This is a genomic window from Paraburkholderia sp. JPY465, from assembly GCF_050436725.1.
GTDB classification, from domain to species: Bacteria; Pseudomonadota; Gammaproteobacteria; order Burkholderiales; family Burkholderiaceae; genus Paraburkholderia; species Paraburkholderia youngii.
In genome coordinates, this window is record NZ_JBNDMT010000003.1 from 2,965,933 (window position 1) to 2,983,005 (window position 17,073).

At 62.4% G+C, this 17,073-nt stretch carries 15 protein-coding genes; 8 read left to right on the forward strand and 7 right to left on the reverse strand.

What is annotated here, in order from left to right; all coding sequences use genetic code 11:
* Positions 1-205: 205 nt before the first annotated feature.
* From QFZ94_RS28285 to QFZ94_RS28315, 7 genes are read left to right on the forward strand one after another with little or no spacing between them, the layout of a single operon-like run.
* Positions 206-931 (forward strand): c-type cytochrome, encoded by a 726-nt coding sequence (locus tag QFZ94_RS28285; RefSeq protein WP_368584451.1) that lies wholly within the window; start codon positions 206-208, stop codon positions 929-931.
* The gene (locus QFZ94_RS28290) at positions 928-2,268 is read left to right on the forward strand and encodes a c-type cytochrome (RefSeq protein ID WP_429460966.1); all 1,341 of its coding nucleotides are present in this window, start codon (positions 928-930) and stop codon (positions 2,266-2,268) included. Before QFZ94_RS28285 ends, QFZ94_RS28290 begins: the two co-directional genes overlap by 4 nt.
* 52 nt (positions 2,269-2,320) lie before the next feature.
* A complete protein-coding gene (locus QFZ94_RS28295; RefSeq protein ID WP_368584449.1) occupies positions 2,321-2,497 on the forward strand; it encodes a hypothetical protein in 177 nt (58 codons plus the stop codon).
* Positions 2,498-2,499: 2 nt separating this feature from the next.
* Positions 2,500-3,072, forward strand: a complete 573-nt coding sequence (locus tag QFZ94_RS28300) for a cytochrome C oxidase subunit II (protein WP_429460968.1) — start codon at positions 2,500-2,502, stop codon at positions 3,070-3,072.
* A complete protein-coding gene (locus QFZ94_RS28305; RefSeq protein ID WP_429460970.1) occupies positions 3,059-4,684 on the forward strand; it encodes a b(o/a)3-type cytochrome-c oxidase subunit 1 in 1,626 nt (541 codons plus the stop codon). Before QFZ94_RS28300 ends, QFZ94_RS28305 begins: the two co-directional genes overlap by 14 nt.
* Positions 4,681-5,487: a c-type cytochrome gene (locus QFZ94_RS28310; protein ID WP_429460972.1), complete on the forward strand. Its 807-nt coding sequence runs from the start codon at positions 4,681-4,683 to the stop codon at positions 5,485-5,487. Before QFZ94_RS28305 ends, QFZ94_RS28310 begins: the two co-directional genes overlap by 4 nt.
* 22 nt (positions 5,488-5,509) lie before the next feature.
* A complete protein-coding gene (locus tag QFZ94_RS28315; RefSeq protein WP_429460974.1) occupies positions 5,510-5,677 on the forward strand; it encodes a hypothetical protein in 168 nt (55 codons plus the stop codon).
* A 175-nt stretch (positions 5,678-5,852) separates the two neighbouring features.
* Here the strand turns inward: QFZ94_RS28315 and QFZ94_RS28320 are convergent, their stop codons facing one another.
* The gene (locus QFZ94_RS28320) at positions 5,853-7,499 is read right to left on the reverse strand and encodes a methyl-accepting chemotaxis protein (protein WP_410848173.1); all 1,647 of its coding nucleotides are present in this window, start codon (positions 7,497-7,499) and stop codon (positions 5,853-5,855) included.
* A 261-nt stretch (positions 7,500-7,760) separates the two neighbouring features.
* Here QFZ94_RS28320 and QFZ94_RS28325 point away from each other — a divergent pair, with 261 nt between their 5' ends.
* Entirely contained in the window at positions 7,761-8,561 is an 801-nt protein-coding gene (locus QFZ94_RS28325; protein ID WP_368584442.1) for a hypothetical protein, read from the forward strand.
* Positions 8,562-9,031: 470 nt separating this feature from the next.
* Here the strand turns inward: QFZ94_RS28325 and QFZ94_RS28330 are convergent, their stop codons facing one another.
* The 6 genes from QFZ94_RS28330 to QFZ94_RS28355 are packed head-to-tail and all read right to left on the reverse strand — an operon-like array spanning position 9,032 to position 16,954.
* Positions 9,032-11,278 (reverse strand): ATP-dependent DNA helicase, encoded by a 2,247-nt coding sequence (locus QFZ94_RS28330; protein ID WP_429460976.1) that lies wholly within the window; start codon positions 11,276-11,278, stop codon positions 9,032-9,034.
* Positions 11,275-11,715: a VPA1267 family protein gene (locus QFZ94_RS28335; RefSeq protein WP_429460978.1), complete on the reverse strand. Its 441-nt coding sequence runs from the start codon at positions 11,713-11,715 to the stop codon at positions 11,275-11,277. The genes QFZ94_RS28330 and QFZ94_RS28335 overlap by 4 nt, the downstream gene beginning before the upstream one ends.
* Positions 11,715-12,149: a hypothetical protein gene (locus QFZ94_RS28340; RefSeq protein WP_429460980.1), complete on the reverse strand. Its 435-nt coding sequence runs from the start codon at positions 12,147-12,149 to the stop codon at positions 11,715-11,717. The genes QFZ94_RS28335 and QFZ94_RS28340 overlap by 1 nt, the downstream gene beginning before the upstream one ends.
* Positions 12,146-14,173 carry an integrase gene (locus tag QFZ94_RS28345; protein ID WP_429460982.1) on the reverse strand — a complete coding sequence of 676 codons (2,028 nt, stop codon included), beginning with the start codon at positions 14,171-14,173 and terminating at the stop codon, positions 12,146-12,148. Before QFZ94_RS28345 ends, QFZ94_RS28340 begins: the two co-directional genes overlap by 4 nt.
* Positions 14,170-15,714, reverse strand: coding sequence for a site-specific integrase (locus QFZ94_RS28350; RefSeq protein WP_429460984.1), 1,545 nt, complete (start codon positions 15,712-15,714; stop codon positions 14,170-14,172). Before QFZ94_RS28350 ends, QFZ94_RS28345 begins: the two co-directional genes overlap by 4 nt.
* Positions 15,689-16,954 carry a tyrosine-type recombinase/integrase gene (locus tag QFZ94_RS28355; RefSeq protein WP_429460986.1) on the reverse strand — a complete coding sequence of 422 codons (1,266 nt, stop codon included), beginning with the start codon at positions 16,952-16,954 and terminating at the stop codon, positions 15,689-15,691. Before QFZ94_RS28355 ends, QFZ94_RS28350 begins: the two co-directional genes overlap by 26 nt.
* Positions 16,955-17,073: the final 119 nt, after the last annotated feature.

A 17,073-nucleotide genomic window follows, 5' to 3' on the forward strand; every position in this document is an offset into this window, starting at 1 on the left:
TCAAAGTTTTTGCCGGACAATTGCATCATCATTGCGCTTCTGTAGTTCGCGTTGCCGAACAAGCCCGTTCCGAATAGCGGTTAATAGCAGTCAATTAAAAGCAGCTAGTCCCGAGATGCGTCGTTTCCGGATTCATGAGTCAATCCGCACACTCGCGCCGGGTATATAAATCGAGCGATAAGAACGTTCCACGACGAGGCCCGGTGTGTATCGCAAAACTATCGGCTCTGCGGTCCTGTCCGTGCTGTGCGCGCTTCATGCGCTATGGAGCGGCGCGGCGTTAGCGGCCACCGACACGTCCGTCGCGATGCCACCATCGATGGACCAGCGCGTACGAGCCTGCACGTCGTGTCACGGCGAGCAGGGCCAGGGACGCAAAAACGACTACTTCCCGCGCATCGCCGGCAAGCCGGCCGAGTACCTGTTCAATCAGCTGATCGCGTTTCGCGACGGCGGCCGCACCTATCCGCCGATGGGCTATCTGCTAGCGTTCCTGCCCGACGACTACCTGCGTCAGATCAGCGAGTACTTCGCGGCCCTGCAGCCGCCCTATCCCGAATCCGAGCGCGCCGCCCTGTCGCCGAAGCTGCTTGCCGCCGGTGAAAAGCTCGTGACGCATGGCGACCCGGCGCGCGGCATACCGGCGTGCATCGCCTGTCACGGCGCGCGCATGACCGGCACGCAGCCGGGCATTCCGGGCCTGCTCGGCTTGCACGCGAGCTATATCGCCGGACAGATGGGCACGTGGCGCTCGGGCACCCGCCACGCGCTCGCGCCGGACTGCATGCGCACGATCGCGCTCAAGCTGAACGACAACGACATCGCCGCGGTATCGAACTGGCTCGCGCGCCAGCCGCGTCCCGCCGATCCCCGGCCCGCACCGGCATCCGCCGAGCGGCTACCCCTCGCTTGCGGGAGCCAACCGCAATGAAGCCGACACTCCGCCCGTCCGGTTGGCTGCGCCCGGCAGGCATGGCTAGCGTCCTTGCGATCGGCAGCTTCGCGCTCGCGTTGCTGGTCCATGGACCGCTCACGACGACGGCGCATGCCGCGACCGCGGCGCCCCAAGTCGCGGAAGCAACTACCACGGCTGGAACCAGTCCCGACACTCGCCCCGAGATCGTCAGACGCGGCGAATATCTTGCGCGCGCGGGCGACTGCATTGCGTGCCACACCGCGCCGCGCGGCCGGCTGTTCGCCGGCGGCCTCGCGATGGAAACGCCGTTCGGCACGCTGTACTCGCCGAACATCACGCCGGACCCGCAGTACGGCATCGGCACGTGGAGCGAGGAAGCGTTCTTCAAGATGATGCGCACCGGCCGCAAGCCGGACGGCGCGCCGATCTATCCGGCAATGCCGGTCGCCCAGTACACGAAAGTCACGCGCGAGGACTCGGACGCGATCTTCGCGTTCCTGAAGACCGTCGAGCCGGTGCGTCAGCCGAATCACCCGCACACGCTGCGCTTCCCGTTCAATCAGCGCGATCTGCTGTACGGCTGGCGTACGCTGTATTTCCACGAGGGCGAATTCAAGCCCGACCCGACCAAATCGGTCGAATGGAATCGCGGCGCGTATCTGGTCGAGGGGCTCGGGCACTGCACGATGTGTCACACGCGCATCAATATGCTGGGCGGTTCGTCGCCGCGCGAGCAGTTCGCGGGCGGGCTGATTCCGGTGCAGAACTGGTATGCGCCGTCGCTCACTTCGGACAAGGACGGCGGCCTCGGCGACTGGAGCATCCAGGACATCGTCGATCTGCTGCAGGCGGGGATCTCCAATCGTGGCGCCGTCTACGGCCCGATGGCCGAGGTCACTTATCACAGCCTGCAGCATCTGAGCGAGGAAGACATCCGCGCAATGGCCGTCTATCTGAAGTCGCTGCCCGACCAGGGCGGCCGCAAGACCGGCCCGAGCGCGAACCCGAACCCGAAGGTGTTCGCGCTCGGCAAGCAGATCTATGCGGACAAGTGCGCGATCTGCCACGGCGACAACGGCGAAGGACAGCTGCCGCACTACCCGCCTCTGGCGGGCAACCAGTCGATCGAAATGGACTCGGCCGTCAATCCGATCCGCATCGTGCTGAACGGCGGCTTCCCGCCGGGCACCAAACGAAATCCGCAGCCGTTCGGCATGCCGCCGTTCGGCCAGGAGCTCAACGACGCCGAAGCGGCCGCCGTCGTCACCTTCATCCGCACCGCGTGGGGCAATCACGGGCTGCCGGTGACGGCCCGCGAGGTCAACGAGCTGCGCAAGGCACCGCTGCATTGAGTTGCCGTCCCGAAAGGGCCACACCGAAGCGCCGCATAGGAGAACCATCGACATGAAAGCGAACGACCCGCCCAGCGCCGCTCCGCCGACCGACGACGAAGTCGAGCACGTCGTCGCGTCCGGTCCGCGCGGCGCGATCGCGCTGGCCGGCGTCGCCGCGGTCATCGTGATGCTGATTTGGTTCGCCTTCTACTTTTTCGCGTTTCTGCCGCGCGGCATCATCCACTGACCATGTCGACCGACTCCTCACATCAACCCGGAAGCGGCCACGCGGTCGCACTGCGCGCCGAGCGGCGCTGGGCGATCTTCGCGGTCGCGCTGATCGTGCTGATGCTCGCCGTGATCGTGTTCGTGGGCGTGCATTGGTCGATGATGCCGCCGTCGCGCGTCGAGACGATCGATCCGTCGCGCCTGCAGCTATCCGGCGAATTCGCCGAAGACAACCTAGGCAGCGCGGTGCAGCCGGACGGCTCGGTGATCGTGCGCTTCGTCGCGCAGCAGTACTCGTTCACGCCGCAATGTCTGCTGGTGCCCGCCGATACGCCGATCACGATCCGCACCACCAGCGCCGACGTCGTGCACGGCCTGCTCGTCACCGACACCAACATCAACACGATGATCGTGCCCGGCTACGTCGCGACGCTGAACACGCAGTTCGACCATCCCGCCGATCACGCGATGCCGTGCCACGAATTCTGCGGTTTCGGCCATCAGGCCATGTGGGCGCACGTGAAGGTGATCGACAAAGCCGCCTTCTTCGAGCAGGCACGACAATCACGGAGACTGAGCTGTGTTCCACGCTAAGCGACTCGTACTCGCGCATTTCTGGCTCGCCTTCATCACGTTCGCGATCGCGCTATGCCTCGGCGCATGGCAGATGCTGGTGCGCAGTCCCCTGTTGCCGTGGATCGGCGATCCTGAGCTGTACTACCGTTCGGTCACCGCGCACGGCACCGTGATGGCCTACGTGATGCCGACGCTGGTCGCGATGGCCTTCGGCTACGCGATCGTCGAACTCTCGCTCGGGCAGCGCCTCGTCGGCCTCAAATGGGCGTGGGCCGCGCTCATCATGCTGCTGGTCGGCGCGGTGATGGCGATGGTGCCGGTCGCGCTCGGCCGCGCCTCGGTGCTCTACACGTTCTATCCGCCGATGATCGGCAGCCCGTTCTACTACCTCGGCGTCGTGCTGGTAGTGGTCGGCTCGTGGATCTGGGTCGCGCTGATGCATGTGAACCTGCGCATCTGGAAGCGTGCGAACCCGGGCAAACCCGTGCCGCTCGCGATGTTCGCGAACGTCGCGGGCGCGTACCTGTGGGCTTGGACCGCGGTCGGCGCGGCGCTCGAAATCCTGTTCCAGATCCTGCCGGTCGCGCTAGGCTTCGCCCATACGATCGACGCCGGCCTCGCCCGCGTGCTGTTCTCGTGGACGCTGCACGCGATCGTCTACTTCTGGCTGTTTCCGGCTTACATCGCGTTCTACACGCTGGTGCCACGCTCGATCGGCGGACGGCTCTACAGCGACTCGATGGCGCGGGTGTCGTTCATCCTGTTCCTCGTGTTCGCAATGCCGATCGGCATCCATCACCTGTTCGTCGATCCGCAAGTCGGCGCTGGCTTCAAGTTCGTGCACGCGGTGTTCACCGGCATGGTGTCGGTGCCGACGCTGCTGACCGTGTTCACGATCTGCGCGTCGGTGGAAATCGCCGGTCGGCTGCGCGGCGGCAAGGGCGCGCTCGGCTGGCTGACCGCGTTGCCGTGGAGCAACCCGATCATGCTGGCAGTCGCGTTCTCGTTCGTGATGCTTGGCTTCGGCGGCGCGGGCGGCCTCATCAACATGAGCTATCAGTTGAACTCGACCGTGCACAACACGCAGTGGGTGACCGGCCACTTCCACCTGATTTTCGGCGGCGCGATCGTCATCATGTACTTCGTGATCGCATACGAACTGTGGCCGCATCTGACCGGCCGCGCGATCGTGTCGGTGAAACTGATGCGTACGCAATTGTGGCTGTGGTTCATCGGCATGATGGTGGTCACGATACCGTGGCATTGGGTCGGCCTGCTCGGCGCGCCGCGCCGCATGGCCTATTACGACTACGCGATGCCCGGCGTGCAGGGACAGGGCGTGTGGGTCGTCATGTCGGCGGTGGGCGGCCTGATCCTGCTGGTGTCCGGCCTGCAGTTCGTTTATATCCTCGCGAAATCGCAGTTCGGCCCCGAGGAAGAACCGCCGGCGTTCCGTTTCGCGGTCGCGGCGCACCCGGTCGAGCGCGTGCCGGTCGCGCTCAACGGCTTCGGCCTGTGGGTCGCGCTGATGATCGGGCTCACGGTCGTCAACTACAGCTTCCCGATCGTCCAGTTGCTCAAACTGCCGCAGACTTCGGTGCCGGCAGTCGTCGTCGGAGCGCCGCGATGAACGAAGAACGCCTGTTCACCCTGCGCAATCCGTGGTTCGTGTGGAGCGTCGGCGGCACGGTTGCGATCGCGATCGTCGCGATTCTGATCGGCTTCGTGTGGCTGCCGTCGGCGAGCACCGCATTCGGCGACCTCAGCCTGTGGGCGCGGATTTGCGGCGCCGCCGGCGTGCCGTCGAGCTGGTACAGCGGCAATGAGAAGAGCCAGGTGCCGAGCGACGTCGTCGTATTGCCGCCTTCGGGCGCGAATCACCCGTTGGCGGATTCGATCGGTCGCGGCGCGACGCTTGCGAATCAGCACTGCTCGATGTGCCACGGCGTGCTCGCTACCGTGCAGGTCACCGCGCCGCCGCTAGCCGGACAGTACGCCGACGCGATCTACAAGGAACTGCGCGATTTTCAGAGCGGCCAGCGGCCAAGCGCGGTCATGCAGGCGATCATCGCCGGACGCAGCGACCAGGATCTGCACGATCTGGCCGCCTACTACGCGTCGCTCCCGCTCGCTCCGGCGGCCGAGAAAACCCGGGCCGGCGAAGGCCCCGATCCGATTGCTGTCAGGCTCGTGATGCAGGGCGATCCGCAGCGCAATATCGCGCCGTGCGCGGCGTGCCATGGCCAGCTCGATCGCAAGGGCGCGGCACCGTGGCTCGGCGGACTGTCGGCGGCTTATCTGACCGCGCAGTTGCAGGCGTTCGCTTCGGGCGCTCGGGCCAACGACATCAACGAGCAGATGCGCAACGTCGCGCGGCAGATGACGCCCGAGGAAATGGACGCCGTGGCGAGGTATTACGCGGCCATGCAGTAGTGGGAAGGTGGGAAGTCGCGCGGTGACGCAGCGCAGTGGCTCGTCACGCCGTGAGCCATTCGCTATCGCAACCGGGCTCGTGATGCAGGGCCATCCGCAACGCAATCTCGGACCGTGCGCCGCGCGTCACGGCCAACTCGATCTCAAGATCCCGGCGCCGTGGCTCGGCGACAATCAACGGCTTATCTGACCGCGCAGATGCAGGCGTTCGCTTCGGGCGCGGCGCAACAACATCAACTAGCAGATGTGCAACCTCGCACCGCCGATGGCGCTTGAGGAAGTCGACGCCGTGGTGAGGTATTACGAAGCCATCCAATAGAGAGAGACTGGATAAGTTGCGCGGTGATCCCGCGCAACGGTTCGCATCACGCCGCGACGAACTCGCTATCCAGGCTGCGCTCGCGGACAACTCCGGCCCGCTTCGCGCCCGGCGCAGCAACACCACCGCGCGACTCGCTGCCGGTCTGGAACACCGCCACCGCCGCCGACAGGCGCCGTGCCTGATCTTCCAGCGAACTCGCCGCCGCGGCCGCCTGCTCGACGAGCGCCGCGTTCTGCTGCGTGACCTCGTCCATCTGACCGACCGCGCGATTGACCTGATCGATGCCGGTGCTCTGTTCGAGCGCCGCCGCCGCGATCTCGTTCATGATCGAACTGACGCGCGCGATCGCGCCGACGATGTCGTTCATCGTCGTACCCGAGCGTTCGACGAGCTGCGAGCCCTGCTCCACGCGCGCGGTAGACGCATCGATCAAGCCCTTGATCTCCTTGGCCGCCGCCGCGCTGCGCTGGGCGAGCGAGCGCACTTCGCTCGCGACGACCGCGAAGCCGCGTCCCTGCTCGCCGGCGCGCGCCGCCTCGACCGCGGCGTTCAGCGCGAGGATGTTGGTCTGAAACGCGATCCCCTCGATCACACCGACGATATCGGCAATCTGTCGCGAATCGTCGACGATGCCGTGCATCGTGCCGACCACCTTGTCGGTCAACTCGCCACCCTGCGCGGCCAGCGTCGAGGCGCCCTGCGCGAGCGTGCTCGCCTGCTTCGCGTTGTCGGCCGTCTGTTTGACCGTCGAGGTCAGCTCTTCGATGCTCGCGGCCGTTTCCTCGAGCGCCGCGGCCTGCTCCTCGGTACGTTGCGACAGATCGGCGTTGCCCGCTGCGATCTCGCTGACGCCGGTATCGATCGATTCGGTGCCTTGACGAACCGCGTTGACGGTCGCGATCAGCGACTCCTGCATCTTGCGCAGCGCAGCCGCGAGACGACCCATTTCGTTGTCGCCGAGCACTTCGACGCGGCCGCTCAGGTCGCCATTGGCGATGCGCTGGAACTGCGCGATCGTCGCATCGACCGGCGTGACGATCGCGCGCACGAGCACGAAGCGGGCGAGCAAGCCGCCGACCAGCGACAGCGCAATGCCGATCGCCACCGCGGTGCTGATCGCGTAGAACAGGTCCTGAGCATCCTTATAGCGCTGGGCGCCATGATCGAGCTGCAACTGCTCGAGCGCGAGCATTGCCTTCTCGTACGCGCTGTACAGCGATGGCAGCTTATGCGCCTGCAATTGCTGGAAGGCGTTGGTGTCGCTCGACCTCAGCGCGGCGAGCGTCGGATCGACGCCATCGCGCAGAAACGCGTCGCGTTTTTGCTGCATGTCGGCGATCAGACGCTGCTCATCGGCATCCGTGCCCGCATGGCTCAAATAGTGGGCAAGCCGCTCGTCGGAGGCTTTGCGGTACTGATCGAAGCGCTTGAGCACCGCGCTCGCGCCGTCCTGATCGTTCAGCGCGACGAGCGACGCGTAGGTCGCAAGCGCCAGACGCAGCCGCAGCAACTGGCCGGAGCTGCCTTCGAGGTCGGCGACGGCGGGCGTGTCGACCGTGTACATCTGCTGCAGCGACGCGTTCGACGAGCGCAGCGACAACAATCCCGCGGCCGCGCCGAGCAGCAGCACGATGCCGAAGAACACGATCATCAGGGTGAGGCTGGTGCGAATCGACAGCTTTTTCAACATCGGACTGGTCTCCTTGGGCTGCCCGGCCGATGGTTCCGTATCGTTGACGATAGCTGCATGGCCACGCAGGCTGCGCCCACGCCGTTCGGCCCGGTCCGCAACTTGTCTGAAAATTAAGCAAACAGCACATTGAGGACAACGGCGCATCGGTGGAAAACTTTATGGTTGATCGCTCGCCCCGCTTGCGTTACATCAATGGAGTCTCGAAGCCCGTTTGCTGCAGCCCTTCTGTCGAAGCCCCTTCCTGCCCGGAGCGCGCCCATGTCGGAAATCGGTTCGGCCGTACTCGTGTTCGCGCTGCTGCTGATCGCCACCGGCCTCGGCGTCGGGGTGCGGCCGCTGCTGCCGGAGGAGCACAAGGCGCACGAGACCGTACAGCTGGTGCAGCTCGTGATCGGCATGCTGGTGACGTTCGCCGCGCTGGTGCTGGGTTTGATGACGGCATCGGCGAAATCGAGCTTCGACACCGCGTCGAACGATCTGCGCACCTATGCGGCCGAACTGATCGAATTCGACACGACGCTGCGCGAGCTCGGCAGCGCGGCCGACGGGTCGCGACGCCTGTTGCGCCAGTACACAGCGGCGGCGATCGCGTCGACGTGGCCGCGCGAGCCCGCGCCGAGCGGCGACTACCCGCGCGATCTCGGTTCGCCCGACAGTTCGCAGCAACTCGAAAACGTGCGTCTGGGCGACATGCTGACCACGGTGGGGCGGCAATTGCGACAACTGCGCACGCAGGATGCGTTGCAGCAACGCGCGCTCGATGACGCGCTGATTCAGTACCGCCGCGTCATCGACGCGCGCTGGAAGATCATCGAGGAAGCGCACAGCTCGATTTCGCAGCCGTTCTTCAAGACGCTGACGTTCTGGCTAGGCGTGATCTTTCTGAGCTTCGGGTTGATCGCGCCGCGCAATGCGTTGGCGCTGGTGACGATCACGCTGGGAGCGGTGTCGATTGCTTCGGCGGTTTATGTGATCGTCGATCTGGATACGCCGTTCACCGGGCCGATCGTGATTTCGAGTCTGCCGTTGCGGGATGCACTGGAGCATTTGAGCCGGTGATTTTCGGCGGAAAGGCTCCGTGCGCGCGTGTGACGTAAAAAATGCCGCCAAACAGAAAGGCCCGCTTTCCTCACAGAAAGCGGGCCTTTCTCGTTGTATCGATCAGCGGGACGCTGGTCGGGTCGGCATGGAGCCGGAACGGTCAAAACGGTTATCCCCACTAAAAAATGTTGATAGCGCGCTCGATGTGAGTGAGTGACGGGCTTTCCCGGCGCATCAGCCCGAAGAGTTGTTGGTAAAGTCGCCCTGAGGGCTCATTTTCAGCGTCTGGGGCGACCTGACCCGGTTTTGTGGGTAGAGCCATGATTCGGGCGTGGCACACGCCTGCCAACACGCAAGTATGGCATGGTCGGAAGCCCGATAGTGCCGAGCTTCCAACCAGGCCATAGCGTGGCAATCCCCGCGTGCGTCAAGGGTTCGCTACGCCGGGCTGCGCCCGCCCTTGACCCATTCAGCGTCTTCGCACAGTTTCATACCTGCTCAAGGGCACTGACTTCCGCCTCTTCGAGATATTTCGCCAGGGCGTGGTCCAGCGCTACCTTGCGCGTATGTGCCTTGGGAGGCGCAAGTACTGCCAGGCGCGCGGCATCGATGTCGCCCACCAGAAGAACCTGCACCTGTGCTCGAGTGATAGCGGTGTAAAGCAACGTGCGGTCCAATAGCCGCGAATCCGTCACCGGCACAATGATTCGAGGCCATTGCGAGCCTTGGGCTTTGTGAACGGTGACTGCACGACCCAGCTCGACATCTTCGAGCATGTCGTCGGTCAATGCGCGAAGGACGCCGTCGTCCCATTCGACCCACGCGAGAATTGCGGGCGTTTCAGCCGGAGCTCCGGCAGGCGGCGCTTCCACCCGAACGACTTTGCCGAGCGACCCATTTTGCAGGGCCTTGTCCCACATGTTTCGCGTGCACAGAAGCACGTCGCCCAAGTTGAATCCGCAATACTCTGGCCGCTCGAACTCGTCATTCCACCGCACCACCTCGGCAAGCCCGCTTGTGAATCGCTGCTGACACATCTGGTTCAGAGCTTTCGTTCCTGCCGGACCGTTCCGCAACGGGGACAATACTTGCGTGTTTGCAGGGTCCAGTGCATACAACTCAACCACCCGCTCGGCAACCAACCGGTCGTCGCACGGGATGAAGGCGACCGGAGCCGAGTGGTCAGTGCCAGCGGCGGGCCAGATTCCAGCGCGAATCGCCGACGCCACCGTAAAGATTTCTCCGCCGTAGCGCTTCACGGTCGTCAACTCGACTGCAGGGATAGCCGGAATGCGTACGATGGAATGGAGAACCAACCCTGGCCCGATGGGCATCAGCTGATGCGGGTCTCCGGCTAGCAACAAGCGCACATGGGAAGGCAGCACCTGGCAGATGCGACTCATCGAAATGATGTCGACCATGCTCGCTTCGTCGATAACCAGCACAGTAGGGCCGTCGAAATCTGAATCCCGCATCGCTTTGAGGAAGCTGGCGATAGTCGCGGACGCCCGGTCGGTTGCCTCCTGCATTCGTTTCGCCGCGCGTCCCGCGAGGGCGACTTGAAGTACCTTGATGCCCGCAGCGTCATAGACGCGGTACAAAGCCTTAAGGACGGTCGTCTTGCCTACGCCCGCACCGCCGGTGATACAGGCAAACGCGTGTCCGGCGGCCAGATGAATGGCGCTTTGCTGCTCACGGTTCAGGCTGATGCCATCTTCGGCCTGAACGGCCTCAATGATGCCGTCCACCGCAGCGGCACTGAGCAACGGTTGCGGGCTTCCTGTCAGCCGCTCGCAAATCGCTTTGGCGACCTGCCTCTCCATGACCAGTGCGCCCAATGGCTGCAATCCGGACGCGCTCTCTACGAAGGTGCCGTTGGACAGGCCTTCGCTCACGGCTGTAGCGGCAAGCTGACGCCATGATGCATCGTGGCGGGGCTCGCCCAGAAGTGGGGTGAGCTGCTTCTCGAGGTCAGCCTTGAGCATGACGGTGTGCCCGTTGGCAAACGTGCGATAACACGCTTCCTCAACAGCACCACGCAGGCGTCGGGGGTCATCAGCGTGGACGCCAAATCGGCTCATCGCCAGTCGGTCAACATCCGCCCATTTGCCGAAGAACGACAGAAGACGGTAAGGGTCCTCTTCGATACGCGCCTGCGCCTCACGGCCGAAGTACTTCAACACCTTGCGACCAATACGTAAATCGAAGCCGTTGGCCTGCAGCCATTGCAGTGTCTGGGACTGGCCATGCGCTGCCCAGGCGCTGACCAACATCCGCGCTGCGTCCTCCGTGAGCACGTCGGTCAATGCCGAAGGGTCCGCCTCGTCCAGAATCGTGTACAAGCGCTCGCCGAAACGCTCCCAGAGCCGTCGGGCCTTCACGGAGCCGAGACCTTCAAATGCGGGATTCTCGGCTATATATTTGATGATGTGTTCGCCTGCGGGCATCGCGAGGTGGGCAACTTCAGCATCCACCTGCTGCTCGACGAGCTCGAAACCATCGACGACAACACGTCGCTCGGTAACAGGCCCGCTGACCTGCCACCATTGGCCACGCTCGACACGCGTAGCTCCGAGCACCGTCCGGTTCGCTTTCACCACGATGTATGAACGAGCATCCGGAACGGAACCGTCAACGTCGATAGGTACGCCCGTAAAGATTGCACCACCGAATCCGCGAGGGTTCTGCGAGCGCAAGCCAGTCACTCGAAGGGCGACTGTGACAGCTTCAGTCATCGAGGCAGCCTCCCGGTCTCCGCGAGGACCTCATGCAGCACAGAATAGCGAGCCAGCAGCTGTTTGAGCTCGGCGTTTTCTGCTCGCAGACTGGCGTTTTCCTGTTCTAGACGTGACAGTCGCTCTGCATCCTGCGCCGCGCGTACGGGTTCGGCGCGGCGAACCTGCCCCGGCACCTCGGTCCCGGATTCCACAGGCTCGACTACCGGAGGAAGTACGTGGCGTTCGCGCAGCGAGTCTTCCAGGTCCTTCAGCGCCTTCCGTATACGAGGATTCTGCGCCAGAGCCGATTTGGCAAAGCCGCATTCTGCGGCGATTTCCGTACGTGAGAGGACGCCACGTGTCACCAGATTCCGGAAGTCATCGTCGGTCTTCGAAGCGGCCCAGGTCGCGAACCGCAGTACGTATTCCTCAGCCAGCTGCTGCCCGTTTGCCATCACTCATCCCCTCCGGTGCGGTCCCGCTTGGGCTTGGGCAGCGGTGCATTGAGCATCGCCATCGTAACTCCCTTGCGCTCCGCATTCGTCGCCCACGTGACGAACTGCTCAAGCAACAACTGGTTTTCCTGCTCAAGCCGCTCAGCCTTGTCCTTGTACCTTTGCTTCTGTTCCAGCGCGGCCCGAACCCGTTCGTCCCGTGGCTCGCCTCGGCCACCCGGCTTCGTCCCACGGAGTGCGTCCTTCTTGAAGGAGAACGCATTCGCGATTTCCGGATACTCGGAGAACGTAAAGCGCGAATACCTGATGCCGATAGACTTCTCTACGGCATCGAGCAATGCATCCCACGTGAGCTTGCCCGTCCAGCCGTCGAGAATGTCGACCACCTCCTTGATTCGCTCCTCGGTCAGGTCGGGGGCGCGCGTTTTCTTCATTCCTGCTCCTCCGGTTCCGGAGTCTCAAGGGCATTACTGGGAGGAGCGTCATCAGCGGTGACGAGCGGAGCATTGACGACCTTGAGTCGAATCCGTGCCCCGGGCGCAACCGCCGGGTCCTCGATGATAGATAGCAGGAGATTGACGCGCTCGAGCGTCTGGGTCTGATGCTTGACCCAAATGTCAGCACCGTACTCCTCGTCGTTCAAAGCCTCGCGTGCGGCCTTCAACAGGTATTCGGTTTCACTTTTGAGCTGACGGAGATTCGCCTCCTTGTGCGTCTCACCCTTGACGCACTCCTGTTCCTCGCAGTTAATACAGTCGCGATGCATAGGACATGGCTCGCTGGCGAAATTATGCGCGCACCACCCGTATGCGGTCGTGTGTGCAGCAACAGCCCCTTTCCGCTGGAAGTCGCTGCGCACAATGAGGTCACGCGCTTCCGAGACCACCAGATTGTCGGTAAAACCGGCTCTCAGCGCCGCGCTGACCGGTGCCTGAACCTCGTCCGAGGTCATGTGGTCGTAGGCCCGGTTCTGCTTCACATCCTTACGTCCGGAGAATATGGCGATTTCCGTGCTGCTCATGCCGCCCATGTGGGCCAGCATGTTCAGGTAGTGTCTCAGGCTGTGGCTCCTGAGGACGATAGGTGAGCCATCGTCTTCCGTGTAGCCGAAGCGCTTGAAAATTGAATCCCGGTCGTCCCCGGGGCTGAGGCGCTTCGTAACGGCGGTATAGTCGACGCAGGTGAACATGCACCACCAGGTCGCTCTCGTGGCGTGCAGTTCGTTGGTCCGGGCGATGGCCAAAGCGTTTTCGCAAAGCAGCTCAGGCGCGCCGGGAACATTCGGGAATGTTTTCGGCAGCATCGACAGGACTGCTCGTTCCACGTCTTCAAATCGGTAACCGACGCGATTGCTGCCCAACGAGATGCTGTCGAGCTTCGCGGTGTTGCTAGCCCAATACCCCGCCGACGGGTAGGCGCTTTCATCTCCCCACAGGGCCAGGGCTAACTCCGGCGTGGTCAAGACTTCCTTCCCTCGAAGATGCGAGGCAGCCTTGTGCAGGTATATCGCACCCGGATTTGCGGTGTACCATTTGGCAATCTTCCGCGCATCAGCTGTCGCCTTCACAAGATTTGCTATCGCTTCCCGTGCCACCGGTGCCATTTCCGAAGGAAGCCATTTGGTGAAGTCAGGAAACCCTTTCGACCCGGGCCAGCGCAACCCGAGCTTTCCAAGAAACTCACCGTCACCGTCGACAATACAGTTACGCGTCAGTCGGAGCACTTCGTTGATGCGGTCCGGCGCACACAACAGCAACGCGGTGTAACTGGACACCGTCACATCCACCGGTTCGGTTGCTTCGCGGAAAATTCCTGCTAGCGCGCGCAGCACAGCTGCCGAAGGAAGTTTTTCCTGCCGTGCTTTCAGCGCCTCTTTGGATATTCTTGAGCCTAGGTCGCGTCCCTTCTTCAGGCCGTGAACCCACTCCTTGCGAAGCTCAATGAAACCGAGAGAGTTCATCAAGTCCGCAATTTTCTTAATCTGTCCGGCGACCTGGTACGCCCCCATCGCGGAACGGCCTCCCGTCTTCGGGTCCCCCTTCTTCGCTTGCTCGACGGCTGTATCCAAAACGTCCACGTTTATCGCCGTCGGGCGAGAGCCTTTATGCGACTCGCGCAGTGCCGCTTCAAGGCACCGCAATGCGGTGATGCGAACGTTTTGAGAGACCACAGGATTCATGTCCTGCATATAAACGAGTGTCGCCTTGGCAAAGTCGAGAAACGGCTGGGGTAGACACGGCTCGGGGGCATCGACGAGCGCGGCTTCCAGCGTGCTGAACACAGCGCTGAGGACCTTGTTGTGGCCTTTCAGATGCCCACATTCCCAGACATTCAGGTCAAACTGTTGACGCGCGTTGAGAACCTCTGATTGCCTGCAGAGGTCGATAAAGGCCTCCAGGTTAGCCTGGGGCTCCAGCTCGGCGTGCGGGGTGAAGTGAAGAACGCGTGCATCCATCATGCGGTCTCCTGTTCGTCCTTCCTGCGCTGTGCCCGCACTGCAGCACATTCCGCCATGACTTCCTGGACTGCACGAATAGCGTCGTCGTTGATGGCCGCGATTCGCTCGTCGCCCGCGTGTGCATTCCGCTGCTCCATCAGGCGGTGGTACACCTTTTCATGCGGCGCATCGAGCCACGGCTCGAACTTGAAACAGGTGTAACAGGCGTCCGGCTTGCTGAAGCCGCATCCCCGACCAGCACAGCTGCCAACAGGGTCTTTCGCAACGCGAAAATCGATGATTCTGCTGCCCGCCGCACCTCTTTGAGTTGAGTGCTGCTCGTCTTCGACCAACTGCCCTTTGAACGCGCTCGCGATAGGAGCCAATTGCTTGCCCATGGCAGCGTCGATGTTTTCCACAATTTTGGGCGTAGCCTGGACGTAGACGCCGACCTGTTGCAGGTCGACGTGCCCCAGCCGGTCGGCGATGACAACCTTACTGGCACCCTCTTCGGCGAGTCGCGCGCCAAAGGTGTATCGAAACCGCTGCGGCGTAACCGGAATCGGCGAATAGTTGAGGCGTTCGGTCGGGGGAGCGATACGATTCAGCGCGGTCCGAAACACCCTCGATAGCGAGGTTGCCGTACAGTGACCAAAAAACAGGTCATCGGTTTCCCGCTGCCTCTCGGTAGGCCCGGCGACCAGCACAACGCTCTCCGGGAAAAGCGCCGCATCGCCTCCGTGTTCCAGCACGTTGAGCGAAATAACGTAGTCCTGTATCAACCGCCCTGTCTGCGGACTCAAGTCGAACTCCTTGAAGGACGAGCGGGCATGTGCTTCTCGTGTTTTGGCCTGCGGAAGGTTGAGGACGAATGAGCCATCGCGAACCGAAAAATCAACTACCTTCAGAGAGGCGTACTGAGACACGCGTCCACCACACGCGAAGAGGAGCCGCGTCAGAACGGCGACCCACAGCGGCAGTTCACCCTTGCCGTAAGCCGTATCAACGGCCTTGTACAGCGATGTGTATTCCGCTTCGCTGAACGGGCCGTCTTCTGGGTCTCGCGTCAGAACAGCTCGTCCCTTGGTATTCCCCGGCTTGCGACGTCCGCGCAGATATCTGGTGCACTCCGGCTCCACCCCGGGCAACGCAAGCGCTACCCACTTCTGGAGCAGGACATTCAGGGTAGCCACCCGCCACTTTTCATGTGCCTGGAGCCTCGCCGCATAGTTCGAGACTTCCTCGACAGTAATAGCAGTCAAAGGAACAGCCTCGTCTCTCTTGGACAGGAAATGGGTCAGTGCCTGAAAAAGATTGCTCACGTAACTGGACGAGCTGCTCTTCGCAAAAACCATCAAGGCATGCTTGAGTGGCTCACACAGGAACGACGTCGCTCCGTTGAATCTGAGAAAGTCCAAGCGAAGTCGGAACGGACCGTCAAACCAGTCCCAGACATCCTCGCGTGGCCGGAAGGCGATGCCCCGCTTTGTGAATGCGGTTTCTGGTAAGCGAAGCGCGAGTTCGCCAGAGACTGGGTTATTTGTCTTGTTTGAGTGATTCATCGAGTCGCTCCTGCAGCTTTAACGCTACCTCGCGCCCCTTGCGGGCGGTATGCCGACGCGTGTAAGTGGCGGCCATCGCTGAGTTATCCGCCCAGCCCTGCTGTGCGTTACGCGCCTTTTCTTCCACCGCGTCGCTGAGTCCGAGGGCTTCGGCCTGCTCGGAGAACCGGTCATTCCAGGTATGGCGCGTGACATGGCTCGTCAGTCGCATCGGAAGTCCCGGACAGGCAGCGCGCAAATCAGCAAAAAGCTTATCGACGCTCGACTCCGAGAGCGCCTGGCCTTCGTCCGAGACAAAGATTTGGGGAATTTTCCGGGCCGCCTTGATGGCGTAGCGTTCCGACCGGATAAACGCCCAAAGCGCTTTCATGATGGCAGGGCGCAGCTCAATTTCCCGGTCGCCGGTCTTTGTGTTGGCCTGTTTCAGTCGAGCATCACTGGTAGTATCAGCTCGACGAACAATGCGCAGCTTCGGCTGATTAGGCGCGAGGTCCCCTACCTGCAAACCAAGAAGCTCGCCACGGCGCATGCCTGTCGCAAGCAGCAACACAATAATCAGCCAGTTGCGCCGCCGGACGAACTCGTGCACCCACGGGTTATCCGGAGAATCAACCTTGACGACGGCAAGAAGCCGGTCCATTTCCTCCGTGCTGAGACCGACCCGTGCATTGAGCTTTGAGCGCTTCGAATCCTTGGGGATGTTTGCTCGAAAAACCGTCAGCGCGCGCTCGCTCGTAGCCTTCAACTCGGCTCGCGCGGCTGAGGTAAGCGTGGAACTCACGTAGTTGACGGCGAACTCCAGAAAGTCCGCCATGTATCGAAGTCGGGTTGCCTGAGTCTCGACATCAACCGCCCGACGGGTGGGGGCCTCACGGGCGTGTCGGCGAAACCGGATTCGCGCAAGATTGATGACAGAGGGATTGTCTTCGACGTCGTCCTCATCATCGAGGTCATCGACTCGATACTGTGCGGCGGACGCCAACCGGTCCATTTCGGGAATTGTAAGAAACTCGCCTGCGCTCAGACGTGCAAACAGGTCCACCTTTTTGCTGGCTAGTTCGCGGTACAGCAGAGCCAACGCCCTGCAGACGCCGTGAATCGTGTTCGCCGCCCGACCTTTGCGCCGGTATTTGTCGACGTACAGGGTGACTTCGTGTACCGGCAAACCATTGGGAGCCTTGAGCACCGACACGCGCTCTCCGTTCCGAAAACGCACCCGCTTGGCGATGTACTGGGCCATCTACCCACCATTTTTAGCAAGTAAGGGTTAAGCTCATCGACCATTTAAACACAAAAATAAGTGTGGGTAAAGAAAAAGCCCGCTTCCACAAGGGAAAGCGGGCTTTTACCCACAAAAAT